Origin of the sequence: Spirillospora sp. NPDC048819, from assembly GCF_040650055.1 — a bacterium.
GTDB lineage: Bacteria > Actinomycetota > Actinomycetes > Streptosporangiales > Streptosporangiaceae > Spirillospora.
In genome coordinates this window covers 306,447-328,376 of sequence record NZ_JBEZGN010000002.1, presented here as the reverse complement: position 1 = coordinate 328,376, position 21,930 = coordinate 306,447, and the positions used below count along the sequence as shown (strand labels likewise).

The following is a 21,930-nucleotide window of genomic DNA, read 5'->3' as shown; positions in this document are numbered from 1 at the left end:
GACAGGCTCGCACTCCCAAATCAAGATCGTGGTGCCGGACGACCATTCGATGGTCAGCCTGCTGGGCTCCCGGGACGAGCTGCTCCACGCGATAGAGCAGGCGTTCGGCGACGGCATCGACATCCACGTCCGCGGCAACGAGATCACCGTGACGGGCCCGGAGAGCGAGACCGACCTGGTCTCCCGGCTGTTCACCGAGATGCTCGACCTGCTGAAGGGCGGCACCCAGCTCACCCCCGACGCGGTCGAGCGCAGCCTGGCGATGCTGCGCGGCGAGGGCGACGCCCGTCCCGCCGAGGTCCTGACGCTGGACGTGCTGTCCAGCCGGGGCCGCACGATCCGCCCGAAGACGCTGAACCAGCGCCGCTACGTCGACGCGATCGACAAGCACACGATCGTGTTCGGGATCGGTCCCGCCGGCACCGGCAAGACGTACCTGGCAATGGCGAAGGCCGTCCGCGCGCTGCAGGACAAGCAGGTCAACCGGATCATCCTGACGCGGCCCGCCGTGGAGGCGGGGGAGCGGCTCGGGTTCCTGCCCGGCACGCTCTACGAGAAGATCGACCCGTACCTGCGGCCGCTGTACGACGCGCTGCACGACATGGTCGACCCCGACTCGATCCCCCGCCTGATGGCCGCCGGCACCATCGAGGTCGCCCCGCTGGCCTACATGCGCGGCCGGACGCTGAACGACTCGTTCATCATCCTGGACGAGGCGCAGAACACCTCGCCCGAGCAGATGAAGATGTTCCTCACCCGGCTCGGGTTCGGGTCGAAGGTCGTGGTGACCGGGGACGTCACCCAGGTCGACCTGCCGAACGGGCATCTGAGCGGGCTGCGCGTCGTCCAGGAAATCCTGGACGGCGTCGAGGACATCCACTTCTGCCGCCTCGACAGCCGCGACGTCGTCCGGCACAAGCTGGTCACCGACATCGTCGACGCCTACAACCGGCACGACGAGAAGCAGGTGCCGGAGTTCCAGCCGGGCGCGGCGGGCCGTGGCGGGCGCAAGCGGGGGCGGTAGTGAGCATCGAGGTGCTGAACGAGTCGGGCGTCCCGGTCGACGAGCGGGCCATCGCCGACCTGTCCCGGCACGTCCTGGACGGCATGCGCGTCCACCCGCTGGCGGAGCTGTCGGTCCTGCTGGTCGACGAGGCCGCGATGGCGGAGCTGCACGAGAAGTGGATGGACGAGCCCGGCCCGACGGACGTGCTGTCGTTCCCCATGGACGAGCTGCGCCCCGGCCACATGTCCGGCCGCGCCGACGAGGACGGCGAGACCGATCCCGGCCTGCTCGGCGACGTCGTCCTGTGCCCGGCCGTGGCCGAACGGCAGGCGCGGGAGGCCGGGCACGGCACCGGGGACGAGCTGGAGCTGCTGTGCGCGCACGGCATCCTGCACCTCCTCGGCTACGACCACGCCGAGCCGGAGGAGCACCGGGAGATGTTCGGCCTGCAGGCCGAGCTCCTGACCTCCTGGCGGGAGAAACGCGGCGGCTGAGGTGAACACCACGCAGGCCTGGCTGTCCGCCCTGGCGGTGGGCCTGGTCTTCATGGCGGGCCTGCTGGCCGGCACCGAGGCGGCGCTCGCCCGGGTGTCGCGCGTCACCGTCGAGGAGATCGTCCGCGAAGGGCGGCGCGGCTCGCGGCGGCTGGCCGAGGTCGTCGCCGACCCGGCCCGCTACGTCAACATGGTCCTGCTGCTCCGCATCGCCTGCGAGCTGGTCGCCACCGTGATCGTCGCGGACCTGTGCATCTCCTGGCTGGACGAGACGTGGCGCGCCTACGTCACCGCCGCCGCCGTCATGATCGTGATCAGCTATGTGGTGATCGGCGTCGGGCCCCGCACGCTCGGCATCCAGCACGCCGACCGGATCGCGCTGGCCGGCGCCGCGGTGATCCATCCGGTGACGAGGGTGTTCGGGCCGCTGCCCCGGCTGCTGATCGCGCTCGGCAACGCCCTCACCCCCGGCCGGGGGTTCCGGGAGGGCCCGTTCGCCTCCGAGGCGGAGCTGCGCGACCTGGTCGACCTGGCCGAGCAGCGCAGCCTGATCGAGCCGGTCGAGCGGGAGATGATCCATTCGGTGTTCGAGCTGGGCGACACCCTCGTCCGCGAGGTGATGGTGCCGCGCACCGACATCGTGTTCATCGAGCGCGGCAAGACGCTCCGGCAGGCGATGACGCTCGCGCTGCGCAGCGGCTTCTCCCGCATCCCCGTCGTCGGCGAGAACGAGGACGACGTCGTCGGCATCGCCTACCTCAAGGACGTCGCCCGCCGCAGCCAGGAGCACCGGGAGGGCGAGTCGGTCGAGACCGTCGCCTCGGTCATGCGGCCCGCCACCTATGTGCCCGACAGCAAGCCGATCGACGAGCTGCTGCGCGAGATGCAGGCCCGGCAGATCCACCTCGCGGTCGTCATCGACGAGTACGGCGGCACCGCGGGCCTGGTCACCATCGAGGACATCCTGGAGGAGATCGTCGGGGAGATCACCGACGAGTACGACCGGGAGACCCCGCCGGTCACCTGGCTCCCGGACGGCGCCGCCCGCGTCACCGCCCGCCTCCCCGTCGAGGACCTCGCCGAACTGTTCGGCGTGGAGATGGACGTCGAGGAGGTCGAGACCGTCGGCGGCCTGCTCGCCCACGCCCTGGGGCGCGTCCCGATCGAGGGTTCCACCGCGGAGGTCGGTTCCGGCGCCGCCGACGGCCACGAGGGCGGCCCCGTCCTGTCCCTCAAGGCCGAGACCATCGCCGGCCGCCGCAACCGCGTCGGCACCGTCCTGGTGAGGCGCCTGGGCGCGTCCACGGCCGACGCGGCGGACGCCGGGGGTCCCGACCGGACCGGCTAGTCAGAGGCCCGGTTGGTCAGTGGACCGGTTGTCAGTGGACCGGTTGGTCAGAGAGTTGCCTGGACGGTGCCGTCGGGGGCGGCCACCAGGACGGGGGCCTTGGGGCCGAGGTCCCGGACGGCGGTCACGTCGGCGGGGGCGGGGGTGCCGGTGGTGACGACGGCGGCGGCCTCCAGGTCTTCGGCGCCGCTGGAGACGGCCATCGCCACGGCGACCTTGAGGGCGGAGAGTTTCAGGGACGGCAGGTCCACGCTCGTGGCGGAGTAGGTGCGGCCCGTCTCGTCGCGCACGGCGGCGCCCTCGGCGGCGTTCGTGCGGGCCCTGGCCGACCTGGCCAGGGTGATGATCTTCGCGTCCTCGGCGTTCAGCTCGCTCACGTCCCCCAGCGTACGGGCATCGGGAACGGGACTTGCGGCCGCGTGGGCTGCCCCGCAAGTCACTGCCAAGTGGGCGGCAAGGGGCGCGCGTGATGCTCGGAACGTCGGACAACGCCGTTCTGGGGGAGAAATGATGTCCCGATTGCTTTACCGCCTGGGCAGGGCCGCGGCCTTGCGCCCGTGGCGGTTCATCGTCGTCTGGGCGGTGCTCGTCGCGGCGGTGGCCGGTCTTGCGGGCGTCGCCGGCGGTGCCCTGCACGACAACTACACGCTTGAGGGGACGGGGTCGCAGGAGGCCACCGACCTGCTGGAGGAGCGCTTCCCCGCGTTGTCGGGCGCGGACGCCAGGGTCGTGGTGCACGCGGAGTCAGGGACGGTCGACCGGGCGGCGCTGGCGCAGGCGGCGGGGGAACTGCGTGAGCTGCCGCACGTCAGCGTGGTCGAGCCGGCGCGGCCGAGCCCGGACGGGGCGACGGCGCTGATGACCGTCCGGTACTCGGTGCCGGTGACGGACCTGGAGCCGAAGCCGACGCTCGACCTGCTGGAGTCGGCGACGCGGAACCTGGACGCGGCGGGCTACCAGGTGGAGTTCGGCGGCCAGGTGCCGGAGAACGTCACGGCGCCGGGCGGTGTCGCCGAGGCGATCGGGGTCGGGGCGGCGCTGGTGATCCTGCTGCTGGCCTTCGGGTCGGTCGTGGCGGCGGGGCTGCCGCTGGTGGTGGCGCTCGCCGGGCTCGGCGCCGGGGTGTCGGGGATCACGCTGCTGGCGGCGTTCACCGATGTGGCGACCACGGCGCCGACGCTGGCCACCATGGTCGGGCTGGGCGTCGGCATCGACTACGCCCTGTTCATCCTGACCCGGCACCGGGAGGGCATGGCCGCGGGGCTCAGCGTCCCCGAGTCGGTGGGACGCGCGAACGCGACCGCCGGCCAGTCGGTGATCTTCGCGGGTTCCACGGTGCTGCTGGCGCTGTGCGGGCTGGTGCTGTCGCGGATCCCGGTCTTCATGACGATGGGCTTCACCACCGGGCTCGTCGTCGCGGCGACGGTGCTGAGCGCGGTCACGCTGCTTCCGGCGGTGCTGGGCCTGGCCGGGCGCCGGGTGCTGCGCCGCCGCGACCGGGCCGCAGGCGCGAAGATCACGGTGGAGTCGCCGCGGATCCGGCGGTGGGCCGAGCACGTCGGGCGGCACCCGTGGCCGTGGCTGCTGGCCGCGTCCGTGCTGATGCTCGCGCTGGCCGCGCCCGCGCTCGGCATGCGCACGTGGCCGAGCGACTCCAGCAGCCAGCCGACGTCCAACACCGTCCGGCAGGCCTACGACCTGGTCGCCGAGGGGTACGGGGACGGCGCCAACGGGCCGCTGGTCGTCGCGGTCGACCTGACGAAGGTGGACCCCGGCGCCCTGCCCGGCCTGCGGGACTCGCTCGCCGGGACCGCCGGCGTCACGGCCGTCGCCGAGCCCGTGCCGTCCCCCGGGCGGGACGCCGCAGTGATCATGGTCACGCCTGAGTACGGGCCGCAGGACGAGCGGGTGACGGGGCTCGTCGACCGGATCCGCGCGGACGTGCTGCCGCCGGGCGCGGAGATCACCGGGCTGACCGCGGCGTACGTGGACCTGTCCCGGATGCTGTCGGAGCGGCTGTGGCCCGTGATCGGCGTGGTCGTCGCCACCTCGTTCATCATGCTGATGCTCGTGTTCAGGTCGCTGCTGGCGCCGCTGAAGGCGGCGGTGATGAACCTGCTGTCGATCGGCGCCGCGTACGGGGTGCTCACGGCCGTGTTCCAGTGGGGATGGGGCGCGGAGGCGCTCGGGCTCCCGCACAGCGTCCCGGTGTCGAGCTTCATCCTGCTGCTGATGTTCGCGGTCCTGTTCGGCGTGTCGATGGACTACGAGGTCTTCCTGCTGTCGCGGGTCAGGGAGGAGTGGCTGCGCAGCGGCGACGCGCGCGGCTCGGTGTCCATCGGCCTCGCGGCGACCGGGCGGGTCATCTCCAGCGCGGCGCTGATCATGGTGGCGGTGTTCCTCGGGTTCGCCGCGGACCCCGGACTGGTGATCAAGCAGATGGGGGTGGGGCTCGCGGTCGCGGTGGCGCTGGACGCGACGGTCGTCCGGCTGGTGCTGGTGCCCGCCACGATGTCGCTGCTCGGACGGGCGAACTGGTGGCTGCCGCGGCCCCTCGCGCGCGTCCTTCCGGACATCGGCGCGCACGGCGGAGCCGAGCCCGCGGCGGTGGCCGAGCGGGAGCCGGAACTCGGCCGGGTGTGACGGCGGGGGAGTGACCGCGGCAGTCCGGCATGTCCCGGTTAGGCTGATCGGGACATGCCGCCTGTCGTACGCGTTCTCGGGGCCTTCGGAGCCGAGGTGGCGGGGGAGCCCGCCGACCTCGGCGGTCCACGGCAGCGCTCCGTCCTCGCGCGGCTCGTCGCCGCGCGGGGCGCGATGGTGACGGCCGACCGGCTCGTCGACGACCTGTGGGCGGGGACGGCCCCGCCCCGCGCCGCCGCCGGCCTCCAGTCGTTCGTGTCCCACCTGCGCCGCGCCCTCGAACCGGGCCGCCCGCCGCGCACGCCGGCGCGGATCCTGGTCACCGAGCCGCCGGGGTACGCCCTCCGGCTGCCGGACACGAGCGTCGACGCGTGGCGGTTCGACGCGCTGATCGACGAGGCCGCCGGGCTGCTGGAGGCCGACCCGCCCGAGGCCCGCCGCCGCGCGGAGGCGGCGCTCGCCGAGTGGCGCGGCCCCGCCTACGCAGAGTTCGCCGGCCTGCCGTGGGCCGCCGCCGAGGCCGCCCGGCTGGACGAGCGCCGCCGCCTCGCCGTCGAGCGTCGCGCCGAGGCGATGCTGAAGGGCGGGGGCCGGCTGCTCGCGTCCGCCGCCGAGGCCGTCCCCGACCTGGAGGCCCACGCCGCCGCGAACCCGCTGCGCGAGGAGGCGTGGCGGCTGCTGGCCCTGGCCCTCTACCGCGCCGGGCGGCAGGGCGACGCGCTCGCCGCCCTCCGCCGCGCCCGCGCGACCCTCGCCGAGGAACTCGGCGTCGACCCCGGCCCGGCTCTGCGCCGCCTCGAAACCGACATCCTGACCCAGTCGCCCGACCTGGGCGAGGCCGAGTCCCGCCGCGGGCGTCCCGTCCTGCGGCTGGCGCCCGACCCCGCGCAGGAGCAGCCCGCCTTCGTGGGACGCGTCGAGGAACTCGCCCGGCTGGACGACGCGGCCGCAGACGCAGCCAAAGGGCGAGGCGGCGTAGTCCTCGTCGGCGGCGACGCGGGCATGGGCAAGACGGCGCTCGCCGAACGGTTCGCGCGCGGCCTCGCCGAGCGCGGCTGGACGTGCGCGTGGGGCCGGGCGCCGGAGACCGGGGGAGCACCCGCAGCCTGGCCCTGGGCCGAACTGCTGCGCGGGCTGGCCGCCGCCGCGCCGCCCGCCGCCGAACTCGCCGGCCGCCTCGGGCCGCTGCTGGACGACGCCGTCACCGGACCCGGCGGCGCCGACGTCAGCACGGGCCGGTTCCGGCTCCACCTGGCCGTCGGCGACTACCTCACCGGCGTCGCGGACACGGCGCCGCTCCTGCTCGTCCTGGACGATCTGCACTGGGCGGACGAGGAGACCCTCGCCCTCCTCATCCGCCTCGCCGGGCGGCTGCGGGACGGTCCCGTCCTGCTGGTGGCCACGTTCCGCCAGACGGAGGTCCCCGAGAGGCTCGCGGCGGCGCTGGCCGCCCTCGCCCGGTACGAGCCGGCGCGGATCGAACTCGGCGGGCTGTCGGCGGCCGAGGTCGCGACCCTCGTCCGCGGCACCTGCGCCACCGGCGTCGGCGACGCGGAACTGTCCGCGATCGCCGAGCGGACCGGCGGCAACCCGTTCTTCACCCGGGAGACCGCCCGGCTCCTGGACGCCGAGGGCCTGCCCGCCGCGACGCGGCGGGTGCCCGCCGGGGTCGGGGACGTGCTGCGCCGCCGCATCGCCCGGCTGCCCGGGCCGGTCCAGACCGTCCTGCGCGATGCGGCCGTCATCGGCCGCGACGCCGGCCTGGACGTCCTGACCGACCTGGCCGGGGACGAGGACACGGTGATCGACGCCGTCGAGGCCGGTCTCGGCAGCGGCCTGGTCACCGAGCCCGCGCCCGGCCGGATGCGGTTCGCGCACGCCCTCGTCCGCGACACCCTCTACGACGGGATCTCGCGGGCCCGCCGCACCCGGCTGCACGGCCGCGTCGCCGCCGCGCTCGAACGGCACACTCCCGACGAGGTCGCCGCGATCGCCCACCACTACTTCGAATCGGGCGCGGACCCGGCCAAGGCCGTCCGGTACGCGAGGCTGGCCGCGGAGGCCGCCGAGGCGCGCTTCGCCCACCGCCTGGCCGCCGACCTGTGGGTGCGGGCCGCCGAGACGCTGCGCGCCGCCGGCCCCGCCGGGACCCGTGAACGGCTGGAGACCGAGGTCGCCGCGATCCGGGCGTCCGGGCTCGCCGGCGACGTCGTCAAGGCCCGGGCCCGGCGGCTGCGCGCCATCGCCGAGGCCCGCACGTTCGGCGACGTCCGGCTCCTCGCCCGCGTCATCGTCAGCTTCGACGTCCCCACGCTCTGGACCAGCCGCGAGTACGGGACCGTCGACCGCGACGTCATCGACGCCACCGACGAGGCCCTCGCGGGGCTTCCCGGCGACGAGGACGAACTGCGCGTCCGCCTGCTCACCAGCCTCGCGATCGAAATGGAGGGCGGGCAGGACGACCGCGGCGCCGTCGCGGCCGACGAGGCGGTGGCGACGGCCCGCGAGCTGGGCGTCCCCGAACTGCTCGCGGTCGCGCTCAACGGCCGCTACCTCAACGCCTACCGGACCGCGGACGGCCTCGGCGAGCGGCGGCGGCTCGCCGCCGAACTCCTCGACCTCGCCACCCGGAACGACCTCGGCGCCTACACCGTCCTGGCGCACCTCCAGCTCCAGCAGGTGTCCGTCGCCGCGCTCGACCTCGACGAGGCCCAGCGCCATCTGCGGGAGGGCAGCCGGCTCGCCGACCAGTACGGGCTGCCGCTCCTCGGCCTGATCGCACGCTGGTACGACGGCCTCGTCCATGCCTTCGAGGCCCGCTACGAGCAGGCCGAACGCGCCTACGTCGAGGTCGGCGAGTCCATCGGCCGGACGGGCATCTGGAGCAGCGAGCGCGGCATGGCCTTCTTCGGCGTCTTCTGCCTGCGCCTCGTCCAGGGCAGGGCCGGCGAGATGCTGGACGAGGCCGCCTGGCTGCACGAGCAGTGGCCGCACGTCGCCGCGACCGCCGACATCCTCGCCCTCTCGCTGATCGCCCGCGGCCGCACCGCCGAGGCCCGCCGGGCGGTGGCCGGCGCGGGCCCCGTCCGCCGCGACTACTTCTTCGACCTCGCCATGTCCATCCGGGGCCGCCGCGCCATCGCGCTCGGCGACCGCGAACTGGCCGCCGAGGTCTACACGGCCCTGCTGCCCTACGAACGCCACGTCACCGGCGGCGCCACCGCCGTCGCGACGACCGGGCCCGTCGCCCAGACTCTCGGCGACCTGGCCGTCTTCCTGGGCCGCCCCGCCCAGACCGCCGCCGCCCACTACCGGACGGCCGCCGAGGTGGCCGGGATCCTCGCCGCCCCCGTATGGACCGCCCATGCGCGGGAGGCCCTCACCGCCCTCGGCAACCCCGCCGCGTGAGAGGACGTGCCGTCCGCCCGGCCGGGTAGGCGACAATTGGTGGGTGACGACGGTGGAGAGCGGGACGCGCGAGGGGTATCGGTCGGGGTTCGCCTGTTTCATCGGGCGGCCCAACGTCGGCAAGTCGACCCTGATGAACGCCCTGGTCGGGACCAAGGTGGCGATCACCAGCAGCCGCCCGCAGACGACGCGGCGGGCCATCCGCGGGATCGTGCACCGGCCGGACGCGCAGCTCGTCGTCGTCGACACGCCTGGCCTCCACAAGCCCAAGACGCTGCTGGGCGAACGGCTCGACAGCCTCGTCCGGTCCACGCTCACCGAGGTGGACGCGATCGGGTTCTGCGTCCCCGCCGACCAGCCCGTCGGGCCCGGCGACAAGTACATCGCCCGGGAGCTCGCGGCCGTGAAGAAGACCCCGGTCGTCGCGATCGTGACCAAGACCGACCTCGCCCCGCCCGAGCGGGTGGCCGAGCAGCTCCTCGCGGTCGGCCGGCTCGGCGAGTTCGCCGACATCGTGCCGTGCTCCGCCGAAACCGGCTTCCAGGTCGGCCTGGTCGGCGACCTGCTGATCTCCCACCTGCCGGGCGGCATGCCGCTCTACCCGGAGGACGACCTCACCGACGAGCCCGAACAGCTCCTCGTCGGCGAACTGATCCGCGAGGCCGCGCTGGAGGGCGTCCGCGACGAGCTGCCCCACTCGATCGCCGTGGTGGTGGACGAGATGGTCCCGCGGGAAGGCCGCGACGACCTCGTCGACATCTACGCGCACCTGTTCGTCGAGCGCTCCAGCCAGAAGGGCATCATCATCGGGCACAAGGGGTCGCGGCTCCGCGAGGTGGGCGCGGCGGCACGGCGGCAGATCGAGGCGCTGCTCGGCACCAGGGTCTTCCTCGACCTGCGCGTCAGCGTCCTCAAGGACTGGCAGCGCGACCCCAAGCAGCTCCGCCGGCTCGGGTTCTACGACTGATCCCTTCCGGGGTCGTCCCCGGCCGGCGCGTCCCGGTCCCGGCGGCCCCACGCCTGGTCTTCCTCCGGCCAGACGGCGTACGGGTCGGCCGCGTACCGCTCGTCGGTGTACTGCCACTGGCCGCCGTACTGCTCATCGGCGTACGGGGATCGCCCCTCGTTCACATCCGGCCCCCGCCGGGGCTTGGACACCCGCTCGGCGACGGGCCGGGCCAGGCTGAACGCGACCACCAGCAGGGCCGTGACGACGGTCAGGTACCAGCCGTAGCGGACGGTGATCTGGTAGCCGAAGTCGAGGCCGGTCCGGGGCAGATTGTCGCCGACGTCGTCGAGCCGCAGGACGAAGACCCCGCAGACGAGCAGGGCGAGCGTCCCGGGGATCGCGGCGAGCGCGCCGATCCGCGCGTCCCGTCCGATCAGGTCCCAGAAGGCCAGCGCGATCGCGGCCACCGCCAGCACCGGGACGGCGACGACCATGGTGTCGGCGTCGATGCCCGCCAGGCTCCCGAGGTCGCGGCCGATCGGCCGCCCGAACAGCTCGATGATGATCTGCGCGTGCGCCCACGGCAGGAACGCCGACACCAGCAGCGCCGCCGCCGCGACGATCGTGGAGAAGGTCCAGGCGGCGCCGTGCCGCGGCTGCCCGGCCGTCGCGTCGGGGGCGGGTTCCCAGGCGCCGTCCGGGGGCGGCGGGTAGCCGTCGACGGGCGGCAGGAAGGACGGGCGCGACCGCTCGCGGCCCGCCTCGGAACCCAGGTCACCGGTCATGGACCCAGCGTAAATGCAGGAACGGCATTGCCCGTACGGCCACGTCGGGGCGCATGGATCGGTAGTTTGGAACGAAGTCCGTTATGGGAGGAGAACCGCGGTGTTGCTCGTTTTCGGCCTGACGGCGGTGTTCCGTACCGTCGGCGAAGGGACGTTCCACTGCCCGAACTGCGGGGGCGACCGTGCCTTCCGCAGGCGCGCCGGACGCCGCTGGTTCTCGATGTTCTTCGTCCCGCTGGTGCCGCTCTGGCGGCTCGGGCAGGCCGTGGAGTGCCGGACGTGCCGCGGCCGCTTCCCCGTCTCGGCGCTGCGGACGCCGACCGCCGAGCAGATGGCCGAGGCCCTCGCCACGGGCATGCGCGCGGCGGCGGCCCTGGTGCTGCGCGCCGGCGACCCCGCCGACCCGGTGGCCCGCGCACGCGCCATCGACACGGTGGTCGGCTACGGCGAGCCCGAGTTCGACGGGACGGCCGTGAACGCCGACCTCGCGCTGCGCCGCACGTTCCTGGAGCGGGAGATCGTCCGGGCCGGGGCCCATCTCGCCGTGGAGGCCAAGGAGTGGTTCCTCGCGCAGGCCGTCCGGATCGGGCTGGCGGACGGCCCGCTCGGCGACGGGGAGCGGCAGGAACTGCACGGCATCGCGGACCTGCTCGGCATGTCCCCCGCCTACGCGCTCGGCGTGATCGTGACCACCGAGGGAGCGTCCCGCTGACATGGGCCCCGTCGCCGGCAGGGACGCCCCCGGGAGGGCGCTGGTCCGGCCCCCCGGCCCGCGGCTGGCCGAGGGGATCGTCACCCATGCCTCCCGCCGCCCCGTGGACGCCGCGCTCGCCGCGCGCCAGCACGAGGCCTACGTCGAGGCGCTGCGGTCGGCCGGCTGGCGGGTGCGGGCCGTCGCGGCCGCCGACGACCAGCCCGACGCCGCGTTCGTCGAGGACGCGCTGGTCGTCTGCGGCGACGTCGCCGTCGTCGCCCGGTCCGGCGAGAGGCGCCGCAGGGGCGAGCTGCCGGGCGCGGAGCAGGCGGCGCGCGAGCTCGGCCTGCGGGTCGAGCGGATCAAGGAGCCGGGCACCCTGGACGGCGGTGACGTGCTGCAGGTCGGCGACACCGTGTACGTGGGGCGCGGCGCCCGGACGAACGAGGAGGGCATCTGCCAGCTCGCCCATCTGCTGGGCGGGCGCAAGGTCGTCCCGGTGGACGTCCGCGGCTGCCTGCACCTGAAGTCGGCGATGACGGCGCTGCCGGACGGCGGGCTGATCGGCGTGCCGGAGATGGTGGACACCGCGGTGCTGCCGTGCCTGCGGGTCCCGCGGGAGCCGGCGGGCGCCCACGTGGTGGTGATCGGGCCCGGCCACGTCCTGATGTCGGCGTCCGCGCCGCGCACCGCGGCCGGCCTCGCCGCCGACGGGCTGCGCGTCACGAGCGTGGACATCAGCGAGTTCGAGGCGCTCGACGGCTGCGTGACCTGCCTGTCCGTCCTCGTCCCCTGACCGGGCGCCGGGAATTTCACCGGCGCGCGGCGGCGTTCCCCTGAGACGGAAGAGGTCCCCGTTGTCTCAGCATCCGGACGTCGGTTTCCGTAACACGGATGGCATCTGTTAACTTGGCGAACGTGTTGCGTGAGCTGCTCCTCCTTAGCGGCCGCAGCGGGGGCCAGTAAACAGGCCGGCTCCCTCGCTGCGGGACTGCGTCGTGCATGTCGGCCGCGAGGTTCGAGCAGAAGGTTCTCATTCGGATGTATCCGCAACAGCAGTCCTCCGGTATGCCCGTCCAGCGCTACCGTCCCTTCGCCCCGATCAAGATCACCGACCGGACCTGGCCGGACGCGGTCATCACCGAGGCGCCGCGCTGGTGCGCGGTCGACCTGCGGGACGGCAACCAGGCCCTGATCGACCCGATGGACGCCGACCGCAAGCTGCGGATGTTCGAGCTGCTGGTACGGATGGGCTACAAGGAGATCGAGGTCGGCTTCCCGGCCGCGAGCCAGACCGACTACGACTTCGTCCGGCAGATCATCGAAGAGGACCGCGTCCCCGATGACGTCGTGATCCAGGTGCTGACGCAGGCCCGCCCGGAGCTGATCGAGCGGACCTTCGAGTCGGTGCGCGGCGCGAAGCGGGCGATCGTCCACCTGTACAACTCCACCAGCACGCTCCAGCGCCGCGTGGTGTTCGAGCAGGACCGCGAAGGCATCACCGCGATCGCCGTCGAGGGCGCCAAGCTGTGCGCCAAGCTCGCCGAGGACATGGGCGACACCGAGATCTTCTTCCAGTACTCGCCCGAGTCGTTCACCGGCACCGAGCTGGAGTACGCCGTCGAGGTCTGCAACGCCGTCAACGACGTGTGGAAGCCCACCCCGGACAAGAAGGTCATCGTCAACCTGCCGGCGACGGTCGAGATGGCCACGCCGAACGTGTACGCCGACCAGATCGAGTGGATGAACCGGAACCTGGCCCACCGGGACTCCGTCATCCTGTCGCTGCACCCGCACAACGACCGCGGCACCGCCGTCGCCGCCGCCGAGCTGGGCTACATGGCGGGCGCCGACCGCATCGAGGGCTGCCTGTTCGGCAACGGCGAGCGCACCGGCAACGTCTGCCTGGTCACGCTGGGCCTGAACCTGTTCACCCAGGGCGTCGACCCGCAGATCGACTTCTCCGACATCGACGAGATCCGCCGGACGGTCGAGTACTGCAACCAGCTGCCCGTCCACGAGCGCCACCCCTACGGCGGCGACCTGGTCTACACCGCGTTCTCCGGTTCCCACCAGGACGCCATCAACAAGGGCTTCGCCCACCTGGGCGTGGACGCCGAGGCCGCCGGGGTGCCGGTCGCCGAGCACCGCTGGGAGGTCCCGTACCTGCCGATCGACCCGCACGACGTCGGCCGCACCTACGAGGCCGTGATCCGGGTCAACAGCCAGTCCGGCAAGGGCGGCGTCTCCTACATCATGAAGACCGAGCACTCTCTGGAGCTGCCGCGCCGGCTGCAGATCGAGTTCTCCCGCGTCGTCCAGGAGCACACCGACAGCGAGGGCGGCGAGGTCACCGCCGAGCGCATGTGGGACATCTTCCAGAGCGAGTTCCTCACGGGCGGTCCGCGCGCCGGGCTGCTGGCGCACCGCACGACCTCGCGGGTGGACGAGAAGGACGCGATCAGCTGCGACATTCGCGTCGACGGCGAGATCCGCGAGATCGAGGGCGTCGGCAACGGCCCCGTCTCAGCGTTCGAGGACGCCCTCGCCACGGTCGGCGTCAACGTCCACGTCCTGGACTACGCCGAGCATGCGATGAGCGCGGGCGGCGACGCGCGCGCAGCCGCCTACGTCGAGTGCGACGTGGACGGCACGTCCGTGTGGGGCGTGGGCATCGACGGCAACATCGTCACCGCGTCCCTCAAGGCGATCCTGTCCGCGGTGAACCGGGTCGCCCGCGCGCAGGGCAGCTGAGCGCCCGAGCCCGACCGGGGGCGCCCGGGCATCACCGGTGCCCGCGGCGCCCGGGTCCGGCGCGGCGCGTCCCCGCGGCGAGCGGAGAGGGCAGCGCCGCACGGCCGGGGGGCCGCTCAGCGATCAGGCGCGGCCCAGGACGTGGTGGACCAGTTCGCGGAGGGGGCCGTGGAGCTGGGCCTCGCCGACGGTGGTCCGGTCGCCGTCGATGTCGATTTCGTACAGGAACTGGTCGGGGATTCGGCCCGGCGGCGGGACCGTGTTCAGGTCGACGCGGCCGACGAGCCTTGCCAGCATGGGGTCGCTGGCGCTGTCGGACTCGGCGCGGCGTTCGATCCCCGCGAATCCTCCGCTGCGGACGACTTTCACTCTCACTTCGCTATCCGTTCGCCTCCATGGGGACATCTCCTCCCGTGCGAGCCCGGACCGCGGTCCGGCCGGGCGGTTCCTCGTCACGGGCGATGCGCTCCAGCATGTGCGGCGGCACGATGTGGAATCTCATGGCACAACGCTGCCAGCTTCGAGTGGTTCGAGCCACAACTTTCGGCAGGACACTACGGCCGAATCCGGTCACGGTATGTAATTGTTATCCAGCGTAGTGCTACCGTCCGGGGGAGTTGCGGAGATCCTGGGCAGATGCCCGCCGTGGCACCGAGGCATCGGGTGGCGTGCGTCAGAATGAACGGGTGACCCTTTACCGCGATGAAGGCATCGTCCTGCGCACCCAGAAGCTGGGCGAGGCCGACCGCATCGTGACGGTGCTGACCCGGCGCACCGGCCGGATCCGCGCCGCCGCGAAGGGGGTCCGCAAGACCAGGTCCCGCTTCGGGGCGCGGCTGGAGCCGTTCACCCACGTGGACCTCCAACTGTACGAGCGGCGCTCCCTCGACCTGATCACGCAGGCCGAGACGCTGCGCCCGTACGGGGAGGCGCTGGTCACCGACTATCCCCGCTACACGGCGGGGACGGCGATGCTAGAGACCGCGGAGAGGCTCACGGCCGAGGAGGGCGAGCCCGCGCTGCGGCAGTTCCTGCTCCTGGTCGGCGGGCTGCGCACGCTCGCCGAACGCACCCATGACCCGCGGCTCGTCCTCGACGCGTTCCTGCTGCGCTCGCTGTCGGTCGCGGGCTGGGCCCCCGCGCTCGACGAGTGCTGCCGCTGCGGCACCCGCGGCGGGCTGCGCGGGTTCGCGATCGCGGCGGGCGGCGCGGTCTGCGCGAACTGCCGCCGGCCGGGCGCCGCGACCCCCGCCCCGCCGACGTTCGCGCTGATGCTGGCGCTGCTGCGCGGCGACTGGGAGTACGCCGACGGCAGCGAGCAGCGCCACCGGATGGAGACCAGCGGCCTGGTGGCCGCCTACCTCCAGTGGCATCTGGAGCACGGGATCCGGTCCCTGCGCCATGTCGAGCGCGACACGGGGTCCAACGAAGACGCCGCGGACACCCGGACCACCGGGGACGACACCACCAGGGAGAGAGTGTGAGCAGGGCCGTATCGCCGCCGGATCCGCATCGGGACGGTGCCGCGCCGCCCCCGATCCCCGCGGACCTGGTGCCGCGGCACGTCGCCATCGTCATGGACGGCAACGGCCGGTGGGCCAAGGAGCGCGGGCTGCCGCGCACCGAAGGGCACAAGCGCGGCGAGGACTCGCTCTTCGACGTCATCATGGGGGCGATCGAGCTCGGCGTCCCCTACCTGTCGGCGTACGCGTTCTCCACCGAGAACTGGAAGCGCTCGCCGGACGAGGTGCGCTTCCTCATGGGCTTCAACCGGGACGTGATCCGCCGCCGCCGCGACCAGCTCCACTCGATGGGCGTCCGGGTCCGGTGGGCGGGCCGGCGGCCGCGGCTGTGGCGCAGCGTCATCAAGGAGCTGGAGACGGCCGAGGAGATGACGCGCCACAACGACGTCCTCACCCTGCAGTTCTGCGTGAACTACGGCGGCCGCGCCGAGATCGCGGACGCGGCGGCGGCGATCGCCAGGGACGTCCGCGACGGCAGGCTCAACCCCGACAAGATCACCGAGAAGGTCTTCGCCCGCTACCTGGACGAGCCCGGCATCCCGGACGTGGACCTGTTCCTGCGCTCGTCGGGGGAGCAGCGCACGTCCAACTTCCTGATCTGGCAGTCGGCGTACGCGGAGATGGTCTTCCTCGACACGCTCTGGCCGGACTTCGACCGCCGCCACCTCTGGCACGCGTGCGAACTGTACGCCTCGAGAGACCGCAGATACGGCGGCGCAGTCCCCAACGCCCCCGTGGGGGCCCAGACGCCCCAAGGCGCCTGAACCCCCTGACCCGCGACCTCAGCCATCGCCGCAACCCCGCGACGACCCCAACAGTCGCGATCGCGTCCGAAGGCAGGTTTCCAGCGAAGCGAGAAACCTGATCGCGCAGCGAGCCGCAAGGCGAGCCGGAGCGATGCAGCGATCGCACCCGCAGTTCCCGCCGAAGGGAGGGCCTTCAGGGCCCGACCGCCAAGGGAACTGCTAAACGAGCGCGGCGTCGAGGGTGATGTTGGTGCCGGTGAGGGCCTTGCTGACGGGGCAGTTGGTCTTGGCGTCCTGGGCGGCCTTCTCGAAGTCGGCCGGGGACAGGCCGGGCACGCCGGCCCGGACGGTCAGGTGGATGCCGGTGATGCCCTCACCGGGCTGGAAGGTGACCTCGGCCTTGGTGTCCACCTTCTCCGGCGGCGTCCCCGCGCCGGCGAGGGCGTGCGAGAGCGCCATCGAGTAGCAGGTGGAGTGCGCGGCGGCGATGAGCTCCTCCGGGCTCGTCTTCCCGCCCGGCTCCTCGGACCGCGATGCCCAGGTCACGTCGTAGGTGCCGAGCTTCGAGGAGTCCAGCGAGACGGTCCCCTGGCCGCTGGTGAGCGGCCCTTCCCAGTGCGCGTTTGCGGTACGTGTCGTAGCCATGCCCCGATCCTCCCATGGCCGGACCCGGCCGGGTCACGACCCCGGGAAGCCCCGCGTCCGCGTGTCAGATCGGCCGCGGACGCGGGGCTTCCCTTCCCCGGAACAGGGGCTCTGGCCCTCGGGGGCTAGTTGACGTTCACGGCGGACCAGGCGGCGGCCACCGTGTTGTACTGGGTGCTGCCCGCGCCGTAGAGGTCCGTGGCCGCGTTCAGGGTCGCGGTGCGCGCGCCCTGGTAGTTGGTCGAGGACGTCATGTACGTGGTCAGCGCCCGGTACCAGATCTGGACGGCGGCGTCCCGGCCGATGCCGGTGATCGTGGAGCCGTTGGACGTGGGGCTGTCATAGGAGACGCCGTTGATGGTCTTCGCGCCGCTGCCCTCGGCCAGCAGGTAGAAGAAGTGGTTGCCGACGCCCGACGAGTAGTGCACGTCGAGGTTCTTGGTGTTGGACGACCAGGAGTCGGCGGAGTTGCCGTCCCTGCTCGGCCTGTCCATGAAGCGCAGGGCGAGGCTGCCGAAGCCGGGCAGGACGATCTTCTCGCCGACCAGGTAGTCGCCCACGTCGGCGGTGTTGTTCGCGTAGAACTCGACGGCGGCGGCCATGATGTCGGACGTCGCCTCGTTGAGCCCGCCGGACTCGCCGCTGTAGGTGAGGTTCGCGGTGGAGGTGGTCACGCCGTGGCTCATCTCGTGCGCGGCCACGTCCAGGGACGTGAGCGGGCCGAGGTTGACGCCGTCACCGTCGCCGTACGTCATGCAGAAGCACGAGGGGTCCCAGAACGCGTTGGCGTAGCCGTCGCCGTAGTGGACGCGGTTGAACGATCCCTTGCCGTCGTCGGCGATGCCGTTGCGGCCGAAGACGTTCTTGTAGAAGTCCCACGTCATGGCGGTGCCGAACTGCGCGTCGACGGCGACGGTGGCGCGGTCGGCGGTGGTGCCGCTGCCCCAGTGGTTGTCGGCGTCGGTGAACAGCGTCGCCGGGGCCCGGTAGAAGCACCAGATGAGGAAGCAGAGGTCGGTCTCGTTCTCGGCGTCCCCGGTGTAGGTGTTGCCGCGGGCCGGGTCCTTCAGCTGGAAGGCGCCGCCGGACGCCGTCGTCTCCAGCGGGACGGTCCCGGTGTAGAGGGACTTGCCGTCGCCCGCCTCGGTGTGGATGGTCTCCTCGCGCAGGAGGATCTTGCCTGTGGCGGCGTCCACGGACGTGAGGATGCGGCTGGGCGTCCCGTCGGCCTGCCTGCCGACGGTCTGGACCCTCCAGGCGAGGCGGGGCTTGTGGTCGGCCGTGCGGGCCTCGACGACGAGTTCGGGGGAGCCTTCGGCCTTGCGCTTCTTGGTGACGGCGCGCTTCTCGGCGGTCTTGGCGGGGACCTCCGGGCGGGAGTCGGCCGGCGCCTTGGCGAGGGTGCCGCTGCTGCCGCGCCACGCGCCGGACGCGCTCTGGTGGACGACGATGTCGCCGCCCAGCACCGGCAGGTTCTTGTAGGTGCGGACCATCCGGGTGTGGGAGGTGCCGTCGCGGTCCATCGTGACCCGGACGACCTTGAACGCCTGCCCGTCCCCGCCGCTCTGCTCGGCGCCGCGGGCGGTGAGCGCGCCGAGCGCACGCTCCGCGGCCTTGCGCGGGTCGGGTGGGGACGGTGCCTGCCCCGCGGACGCGGGCACTGTGGTGCCGGCGGTCGCGAGCAAGGTCGCCGAGGCCAGGAGCACGATCCTTCGGCTGGTGAACGCCCGTCTTGTCATGAACGCCCTCTCGTGCGGGCGCCACGCACCCCCGGGGCCCGGGGTCGGGCCTGCCGTGGCGACGGGGACATTTATGACATAGGGCTACTCGGAAGTAGATATGGCAATTTGCCAAGGATTGCCTACAGCGCGTGTGAACTACGCGCCTTGTTTCGCGCCCGATGTCGCGAAAGACCGTGTCAGCGGCGCTTCGCGGTGCACTCGGCGCAGGTGCCGAACACCTCGACCGTGTGCGTTATGTCGGCGAAACCGTGCTCGGCGGCGATGGCGTCCGCCCACCGCTCGACGGCCGGGCCCTCGACCTCCACCGTCCGGCCGCAGTCGCGGCAGACGAGGTGATGGTGGTGCTCCTCGGTGCGGCAGGCGCGGTACACGGCCTCGCCCTCGTCGGTGCGCAGGACGTCGACCTCGCCGGCGTCGCTGAGCGCCTGCAGCGCCCGGTACACCGTGGTGAGGCCGATCTTGGAGCCGTCCGCGCGCAGGTCGGCGTAGATGTCCTGAGCGCTGCGGAAGCCCTCGCAGCCGGCCAGCACCTGCCGAACCGCGTTCCGGCGGGCCGTCGTCATCCCCGTAGCACCTCCGCCTCGGCGTCCACCCGCGTCTCGGCGCCGGACCCGGCCGTGGCGGGGACGGTGTCCCCGGCCGTGGCGGACCGCGCACGCCTGCGACGCACCACCGAGCCCCCGGCGACCGCGGCCATGAACAGCGCGAGCGCCAGCAGCACGATCGAGGGGCCCGGGGGCAGATCGTACTGGAAGGAGCCCGCCAGGCCCGACACGGCCGACAGTACACCGGCCGCCATCGCCACCAGCATCGTCCCCCGGAATCCGCGGGTGAGCTGCTGCGCCGCCGCCACCGGAACGATCATCAGGGCGCTGACCAGGAGCAGCCCGATCGCGCGCATCGAGATCACGACGGTGACCGCGGCGGTCGCGGCGATCAGCACGCTGAGGAACCGGACGGGCAGCCCGGCCGCCCGCGCCACCTCCTCGTCCTGGCACAGCAGGAACAGCTCGCGGCCGAACAGCGCGACGATGCCGAGCACCGCGGCGGCCAGCCCCGCGATCATGTACAGGTCGGTGGCGGTCACGCTGGTGATCGAGCCGAACAGGTACGCGTGCAGGCTCGTCCCGCTGCCGCCGTTCGCGCTGGTGAGGATCACGCCGCCGGCGAGCCCGCCGTAGAACAGCAGGGCGAGCGCGACGTCGGCGCCGCTGCGGCTGCGGGCGCGCAGGACCTCGATCGCCACCGCGCCGAGGACCGACACCACCAGCGCGCCGAGGACGGGGGAGGTGCTCGTGAGCAGTCCCAGCCCGATGCCGGTCAGCGCGATGTGCCCGATGCCGTCGCCGAGCAGCGACAGCTTGCGCTGGACGAGGAACGTTCCCACGGCCGGGGCGGCCAGCCCGATGAGCACCGCCATGGCCAGGGCGATGCGCATGTAGTCGTACTGCAGCATCTCGCTCACGCGGGCCTCCCCATCGCGGTGCTCTCCACCGTGCTCTCGCGGACGATCCGGCCTTGCCCCAGTTCGAGCGTGCGGGTGATGAGCGGCTCCAGCGGGCCCGGCTCGTGCGTCACCAGGACCACGGTGCGCCCGGCGCCGGCCAGCTCGTGCAGCGCCGACGCGAGCGCGGCCTGGCTGCGCGCGTCCACGCCCGCGGTGGGCTCGTCCATCACGAACACGTCCGGTTCGCCGGCGAGGGCGCGGGCGATCAGCACCCGCTGCTGCTCCCCGCCCGACAGCAGGTGCGCCGAGTCGCGCGCGTGGCCGGTGAGGCCCACCGTCTTCAGGGCGCGGTCCACGGCCGCCCGGTCGGCGGCCCGGTCGTTGAACAGCGCGGGCCGCCACCGGGACGTCCGGGCCACCCGCCCGGACGCCACGACCTCCCGGACGGTCGCCGGCACGCCGCCGCCCATCGGCAGCCGCTGCGGGACGTACCCGATCCGCTTCCAGGCGCGGAACCGGGCGGGCGGCTCGCCGTAGATCTCGGTCCGGCCGGCCGACAGGGGGACGAGCCCGAGCAGCGCCTTGACCAGCGTGGACTTGCCCGCGCCGTTCGGCCCGAGGACGGCGAGCACGTCGCCGGAGTCGACCCGCAGGTCGATGCCGGCGAGGACGTCGCGGCCGTCGCGCCGGACGAACGCGCCGTCCACCGTGAACGGCGCCGCGGTGGGCGCCGCGGATGGCGGGAGGTTCGGCCGGTCCTTCATGTGCACTCCAGCGCGGGACGCAGCGTCCGCAGGTTCCGCTGCATGATCGTCATGTAGTCGTCGGGTGAGCCGTCCTCGATGCCCTCGATCGGGTCCAGCACGGCGGTCCGCACGCCCGCCTCCCGGGCCAGGGCCTCGGCGACCTTCGGGCTGACCAGCGTCTCGGTGAAGACCGTGGTCGCGCCGGTGGAGGAGACCCGCCGCGTCAGGTCGGCCATCCGCCGCGGGGAGGGCTCGGCGGCCGGGTCGACGCCGGCGACCGCGATCTGCCGCAGCCCGTAGCGGTCGGCCAAGTAGCCGAACGCGGCGTGCGCGGTGATGATCTCCCGCCGCTCGCAGGTCCGCAGGCCGCCGCGGAACGCGCGGTCGAGGGCGGTCAGCGCGGCGGCGGTGGATCGGGCGCGCTCCCGGTGGCCGGACGCGTGGGCGGGATCGGCGGCCGCGAGCCGGTCGCCGAGGGCGGTCGCGACCGCGGCCATGCGGCTCGGGTCGAGCCAGATGTGCGGATCGTAGTCCGCCTCTTCGTGCCGGACGCCGTCGTGCGCCTCTTCGTCGTCGGTCTCGTCCGGCGGCGGCAGCGTCTTCACCACACTCGCGGCGTCGAGGGACTTGCCCTCGGCATGGCGCCGGACGGCCTCGTCCACGGCCGGCTGGACGCCCCCGACGTAGACGGCGAAGTCGGCGTCCACGACGTTCGCGACCTGCCGGGCGGTCAGTTCCAGGTCGTGCGGCTCGGCCCCGGGTTGGGTGAGCGTCCGCACGAAGACGTCGTCACCGCCGACCTCCCCGGCCAGCCAGGCCACCGGGTAGAACGACGCGATCACGACGGTCTTGCCGGGCGGGACGCCGGCGTCCGGGTCGGCGCAGCCCGTCAGCGCCGCCGCCAGCCCGGCGAGGGCCAGCGCCGTCGCGGGGAGGGCGCCGGGCCGGCGACGCTGCCGGCGACGCGGGCGGGGGAGGTCACCGAAGCGGGGCACATCGC

The 21,930-nt window shown here is 73.2% G+C and carries 20 protein-coding genes; 11 read left to right on the top strand and 9 right to left on the bottom strand.

Features of this window, described 5'->3' with window-relative positions:
- The first annotated feature begins 49 nt into the window (after positions 1–49).
- The 3 genes from AB0C35_RS04605 to AB0C35_RS04595 are packed head-to-tail and all read left to right on the top strand — an operon-like array spanning position 50 to position 2,848.
- Entirely contained in the window at positions 50–1,024 is a 975-nt protein-coding gene (locus tag AB0C35_RS04605) for a PhoH family protein (protein ID WP_358451103.1), read from the top strand.
- Positions 1,024–1,500 carry an rRNA maturation RNase YbeY gene (gene ybeY, locus AB0C35_RS04600; protein WP_358450496.1) on the top strand — a complete coding sequence of 159 codons (477 nt, stop codon included), beginning with the start codon at positions 1,024–1,026 and terminating at the stop codon, positions 1,498–1,500. Before AB0C35_RS04605 ends, ybeY begins: the two co-directional genes overlap by 1 nt.
- 1 nt (position 1,501) lies before the next feature.
- Positions 1,502–2,848, top strand: a complete 1,347-nt coding sequence (locus tag AB0C35_RS04595) for a hemolysin family protein (protein ID WP_358450493.1) — start codon at positions 1,502–1,504, stop codon at positions 2,846–2,848.
- A 47-nt stretch (positions 2,849–2,895) separates the two neighbouring features.
- Here AB0C35_RS04595 and AB0C35_RS04590 read toward each other — a convergent pair whose 3' ends face one another.
- A complete protein-coding gene (locus AB0C35_RS04590; RefSeq protein WP_358450491.1) occupies positions 2,896–3,225 on the bottom strand; it encodes a cytidine deaminase in 330 nt (109 codons plus the stop codon).
- 133 nt (positions 3,226–3,358) lie between these two features.
- Here AB0C35_RS04590 and AB0C35_RS04585 point away from each other — a divergent pair, with 133 nt between their 5' ends.
- The 3 genes from AB0C35_RS04585 to era are packed head-to-tail and all read left to right on the top strand — an operon-like array spanning position 3,359 to position 9,866.
- A complete protein-coding gene (locus tag AB0C35_RS04585) occupies positions 3,359–5,491 on the top strand; it encodes an MMPL family transporter (RefSeq protein WP_358450489.1) in 2,133 nt (710 codons plus the stop codon).
- 54 nt (positions 5,492–5,545) lie between these two features.
- Positions 5,546–8,899, top strand: coding sequence for a BTAD domain-containing putative transcriptional regulator (locus AB0C35_RS04580; protein ID WP_358450487.1), 3,354 nt, complete (start codon positions 5,546–5,548; stop codon positions 8,897–8,899).
- A 43-nt stretch (positions 8,900–8,942) separates the two neighbouring features.
- Positions 8,943–9,866, top strand: coding sequence for a GTPase Era (gene era, locus AB0C35_RS04575; protein WP_358450485.1), 924 nt, complete (start codon positions 8,943–8,945; stop codon positions 9,864–9,866).
- Here era and AB0C35_RS04570 read toward each other — a convergent pair.
- Entirely contained in the window at positions 9,857–10,633 is a 777-nt protein-coding gene (locus tag AB0C35_RS04570) for a hypothetical protein (RefSeq protein ID WP_358450483.1), read from the bottom strand. The genes era and AB0C35_RS04570 overlap by 10 nt on opposite strands.
- 100 nt (positions 10,634–10,733) lie before the next feature.
- Between AB0C35_RS04570 and AB0C35_RS04565 the strand changes: the two genes are divergently transcribed.
- From AB0C35_RS04565 to leuA, 3 genes are all read left to right on the top strand, one after another.
- On the top strand, positions 10,734–11,345 hold the full coding sequence (locus AB0C35_RS04565; RefSeq protein WP_358450481.1) for a hypothetical protein: 612 nt from the start codon (positions 10,734–10,736) through the stop codon (positions 11,343–11,345).
- Position 11,346: 1 nt separating this feature from the next.
- Complete coding sequence (ddaH, locus tag AB0C35_RS04560) at positions 11,347–12,123, top strand: dimethylargininase (RefSeq protein ID WP_358450479.1); 777 nt, start codon at positions 11,347–11,349, stop codon at positions 12,121–12,123.
- A 245-nt stretch (positions 12,124–12,368) separates the two neighbouring features.
- Positions 12,369–14,081 carry a 2-isopropylmalate synthase gene (gene leuA / locus AB0C35_RS04555; protein ID WP_358450477.1) on the top strand — a complete coding sequence of 571 codons (1,713 nt, stop codon included), beginning with the start codon at positions 12,369–12,371 and terminating at the stop codon, positions 14,079–14,081.
- Positions 14,082–14,204: 123 nt separating this feature from the next.
- Here the strand turns inward: leuA and AB0C35_RS04550 are convergent, their stop codons facing one another.
- A complete protein-coding gene (locus AB0C35_RS04550) occupies positions 14,205–14,456 on the bottom strand; it encodes a protealysin inhibitor emfourin (protein ID WP_358450475.1) in 252 nt (83 codons plus the stop codon).
- A 311-nt stretch (positions 14,457–14,767) separates the two neighbouring features.
- On the opposite strand from AB0C35_RS04550, the gene recO reads away from it, so the two are divergent.
- Positions 14,768–15,565, top strand: coding sequence for a DNA repair protein RecO (gene recO / locus AB0C35_RS04545; protein ID WP_358450473.1), 798 nt, complete (start codon positions 14,768–14,770; stop codon positions 15,563–15,565).
- Positions 15,562–16,368: an isoprenyl transferase gene (locus AB0C35_RS04540; RefSeq protein WP_358450471.1), complete on the top strand. Its 807-nt coding sequence runs from the start codon at positions 15,562–15,564 to the stop codon at positions 16,366–16,368. The genes recO and AB0C35_RS04540 overlap by 4 nt, the downstream gene beginning before the upstream one ends.
- Before the next feature lie 201 nt (positions 16,369–16,569).
- Here the strand turns inward: AB0C35_RS04540 and AB0C35_RS04535 are convergent, their stop codons facing one another.
- The 6 genes from AB0C35_RS04535 to AB0C35_RS04510 all read right to left on the bottom strand — a co-directional run bounded on the left by AB0C35_RS04535 (position 16,570) and on the right by AB0C35_RS04510 (position 21,925).
- Positions 16,570–16,995 (bottom strand): OsmC family protein, encoded by a 426-nt coding sequence (locus AB0C35_RS04535; protein WP_358450469.1) that lies wholly within the window; start codon positions 16,993–16,995, stop codon positions 16,570–16,572.
- Between the two features lie 125 nt (positions 16,996–17,120).
- Positions 17,121–18,734 (bottom strand): M4 family metallopeptidase, encoded by a 1,614-nt coding sequence (locus AB0C35_RS04530; protein WP_358450467.1) that lies wholly within the window; start codon positions 18,732–18,734, stop codon positions 17,121–17,123.
- Positions 18,735–18,913: 179 nt separating this feature from the next.
- Positions 18,914–19,300, bottom strand: coding sequence for a transcriptional repressor (locus AB0C35_RS04525; RefSeq protein ID WP_358450465.1), 387 nt, complete (start codon positions 19,298–19,300; stop codon positions 18,914–18,916).
- The gene (locus AB0C35_RS04520) at positions 19,297–20,202 is read right to left on the bottom strand and encodes a metal ABC transporter permease (protein ID WP_358450463.1); all 906 of its coding nucleotides are present in this window, start codon (positions 20,200–20,202) and stop codon (positions 19,297–19,299) included. Before AB0C35_RS04520 ends, AB0C35_RS04525 begins: the two co-directional genes overlap by 4 nt.
- Positions 20,199–20,948, bottom strand: a complete 750-nt coding sequence (locus AB0C35_RS04515) for a metal ABC transporter ATP-binding protein (RefSeq protein ID WP_358450461.1) — start codon at positions 20,946–20,948, stop codon at positions 20,199–20,201. The genes AB0C35_RS04520 and AB0C35_RS04515 overlap by 4 nt, the downstream gene beginning before the upstream one ends.
- The gene (locus AB0C35_RS04510; protein WP_358450459.1) at positions 20,945–21,925 is read right to left on the bottom strand and encodes a metal ABC transporter substrate-binding protein; all 981 of its coding nucleotides are present in this window, start codon (positions 21,923–21,925) and stop codon (positions 20,945–20,947) included. The genes AB0C35_RS04515 and AB0C35_RS04510 overlap by 4 nt, the downstream gene beginning before the upstream one ends.
- Positions 21,926–21,930 lie beyond the last annotated feature (5 nt).

Bases quoted from the DNA above. Each gene is read 5' to 3' on its own strand.
- AB0C35_RS04605 (WP_358451103.1), top strand. From the start codon at position 50: ATGGTCAGCCTGCTGGGCTCCCGGGACGAGCTGCTCCACGCGATAGAG.
- AB0C35_RS04585 (WP_358450489.1), top strand. From the start codon at position 3,359: ATGTCCCGATTGCTTTACCGCCTGGGCAGGGCCGCGGCCTTGCGCCCG.
- AB0C35_RS04580 (WP_358450487.1), top strand. From the start codon at position 5,546: ATGCCGCCTGTCGTACGCGTTCTCGGGGCCTTCGGAGCCGAGGTGGCG.
- AB0C35_RS04570 (WP_358450483.1), bottom strand. From the start codon at position 10,633: ATGACCGGTGACCTGGGTTCCGAGGCGGGCCGCGAGCGGTCGCGCCCG.
- ddaH (WP_358450479.1), top strand. From the start codon at position 11,347: ATGGGCCCCGTCGCCGGCAGGGACGCCCCCGGGAGGGCGCTGGTCCGG.
- leuA (WP_358450477.1), top strand. From the start codon at position 12,369: ATGTATCCGCAACAGCAGTCCTCCGGTATGCCCGTCCAGCGCTACCGT.
- AB0C35_RS04535 (WP_358450469.1), bottom strand. From the start codon at position 16,995: ATGGCTACGACACGTACCGCAAACGCGCACTGGGAAGGGCCGCTCACC.
- AB0C35_RS04530 (WP_358450467.1), bottom strand. From the start codon at position 18,734: ATGACAAGACGGGCGTTCACCAGCCGAAGGATCGTGCTCCTGGCCTCG.
- AB0C35_RS04525 (WP_358450465.1), bottom strand. From the start codon at position 19,300: ATGACGACGGCCCGCCGGAACGCGGTTCGGCAGGTGCTGGCCGGCTGC.
- AB0C35_RS04515 (WP_358450461.1), bottom strand. From the start codon at position 20,948: ATGAAGGACCGGCCGAACCTCCCGCCATCCGCGGCGCCCACCGCGGCG.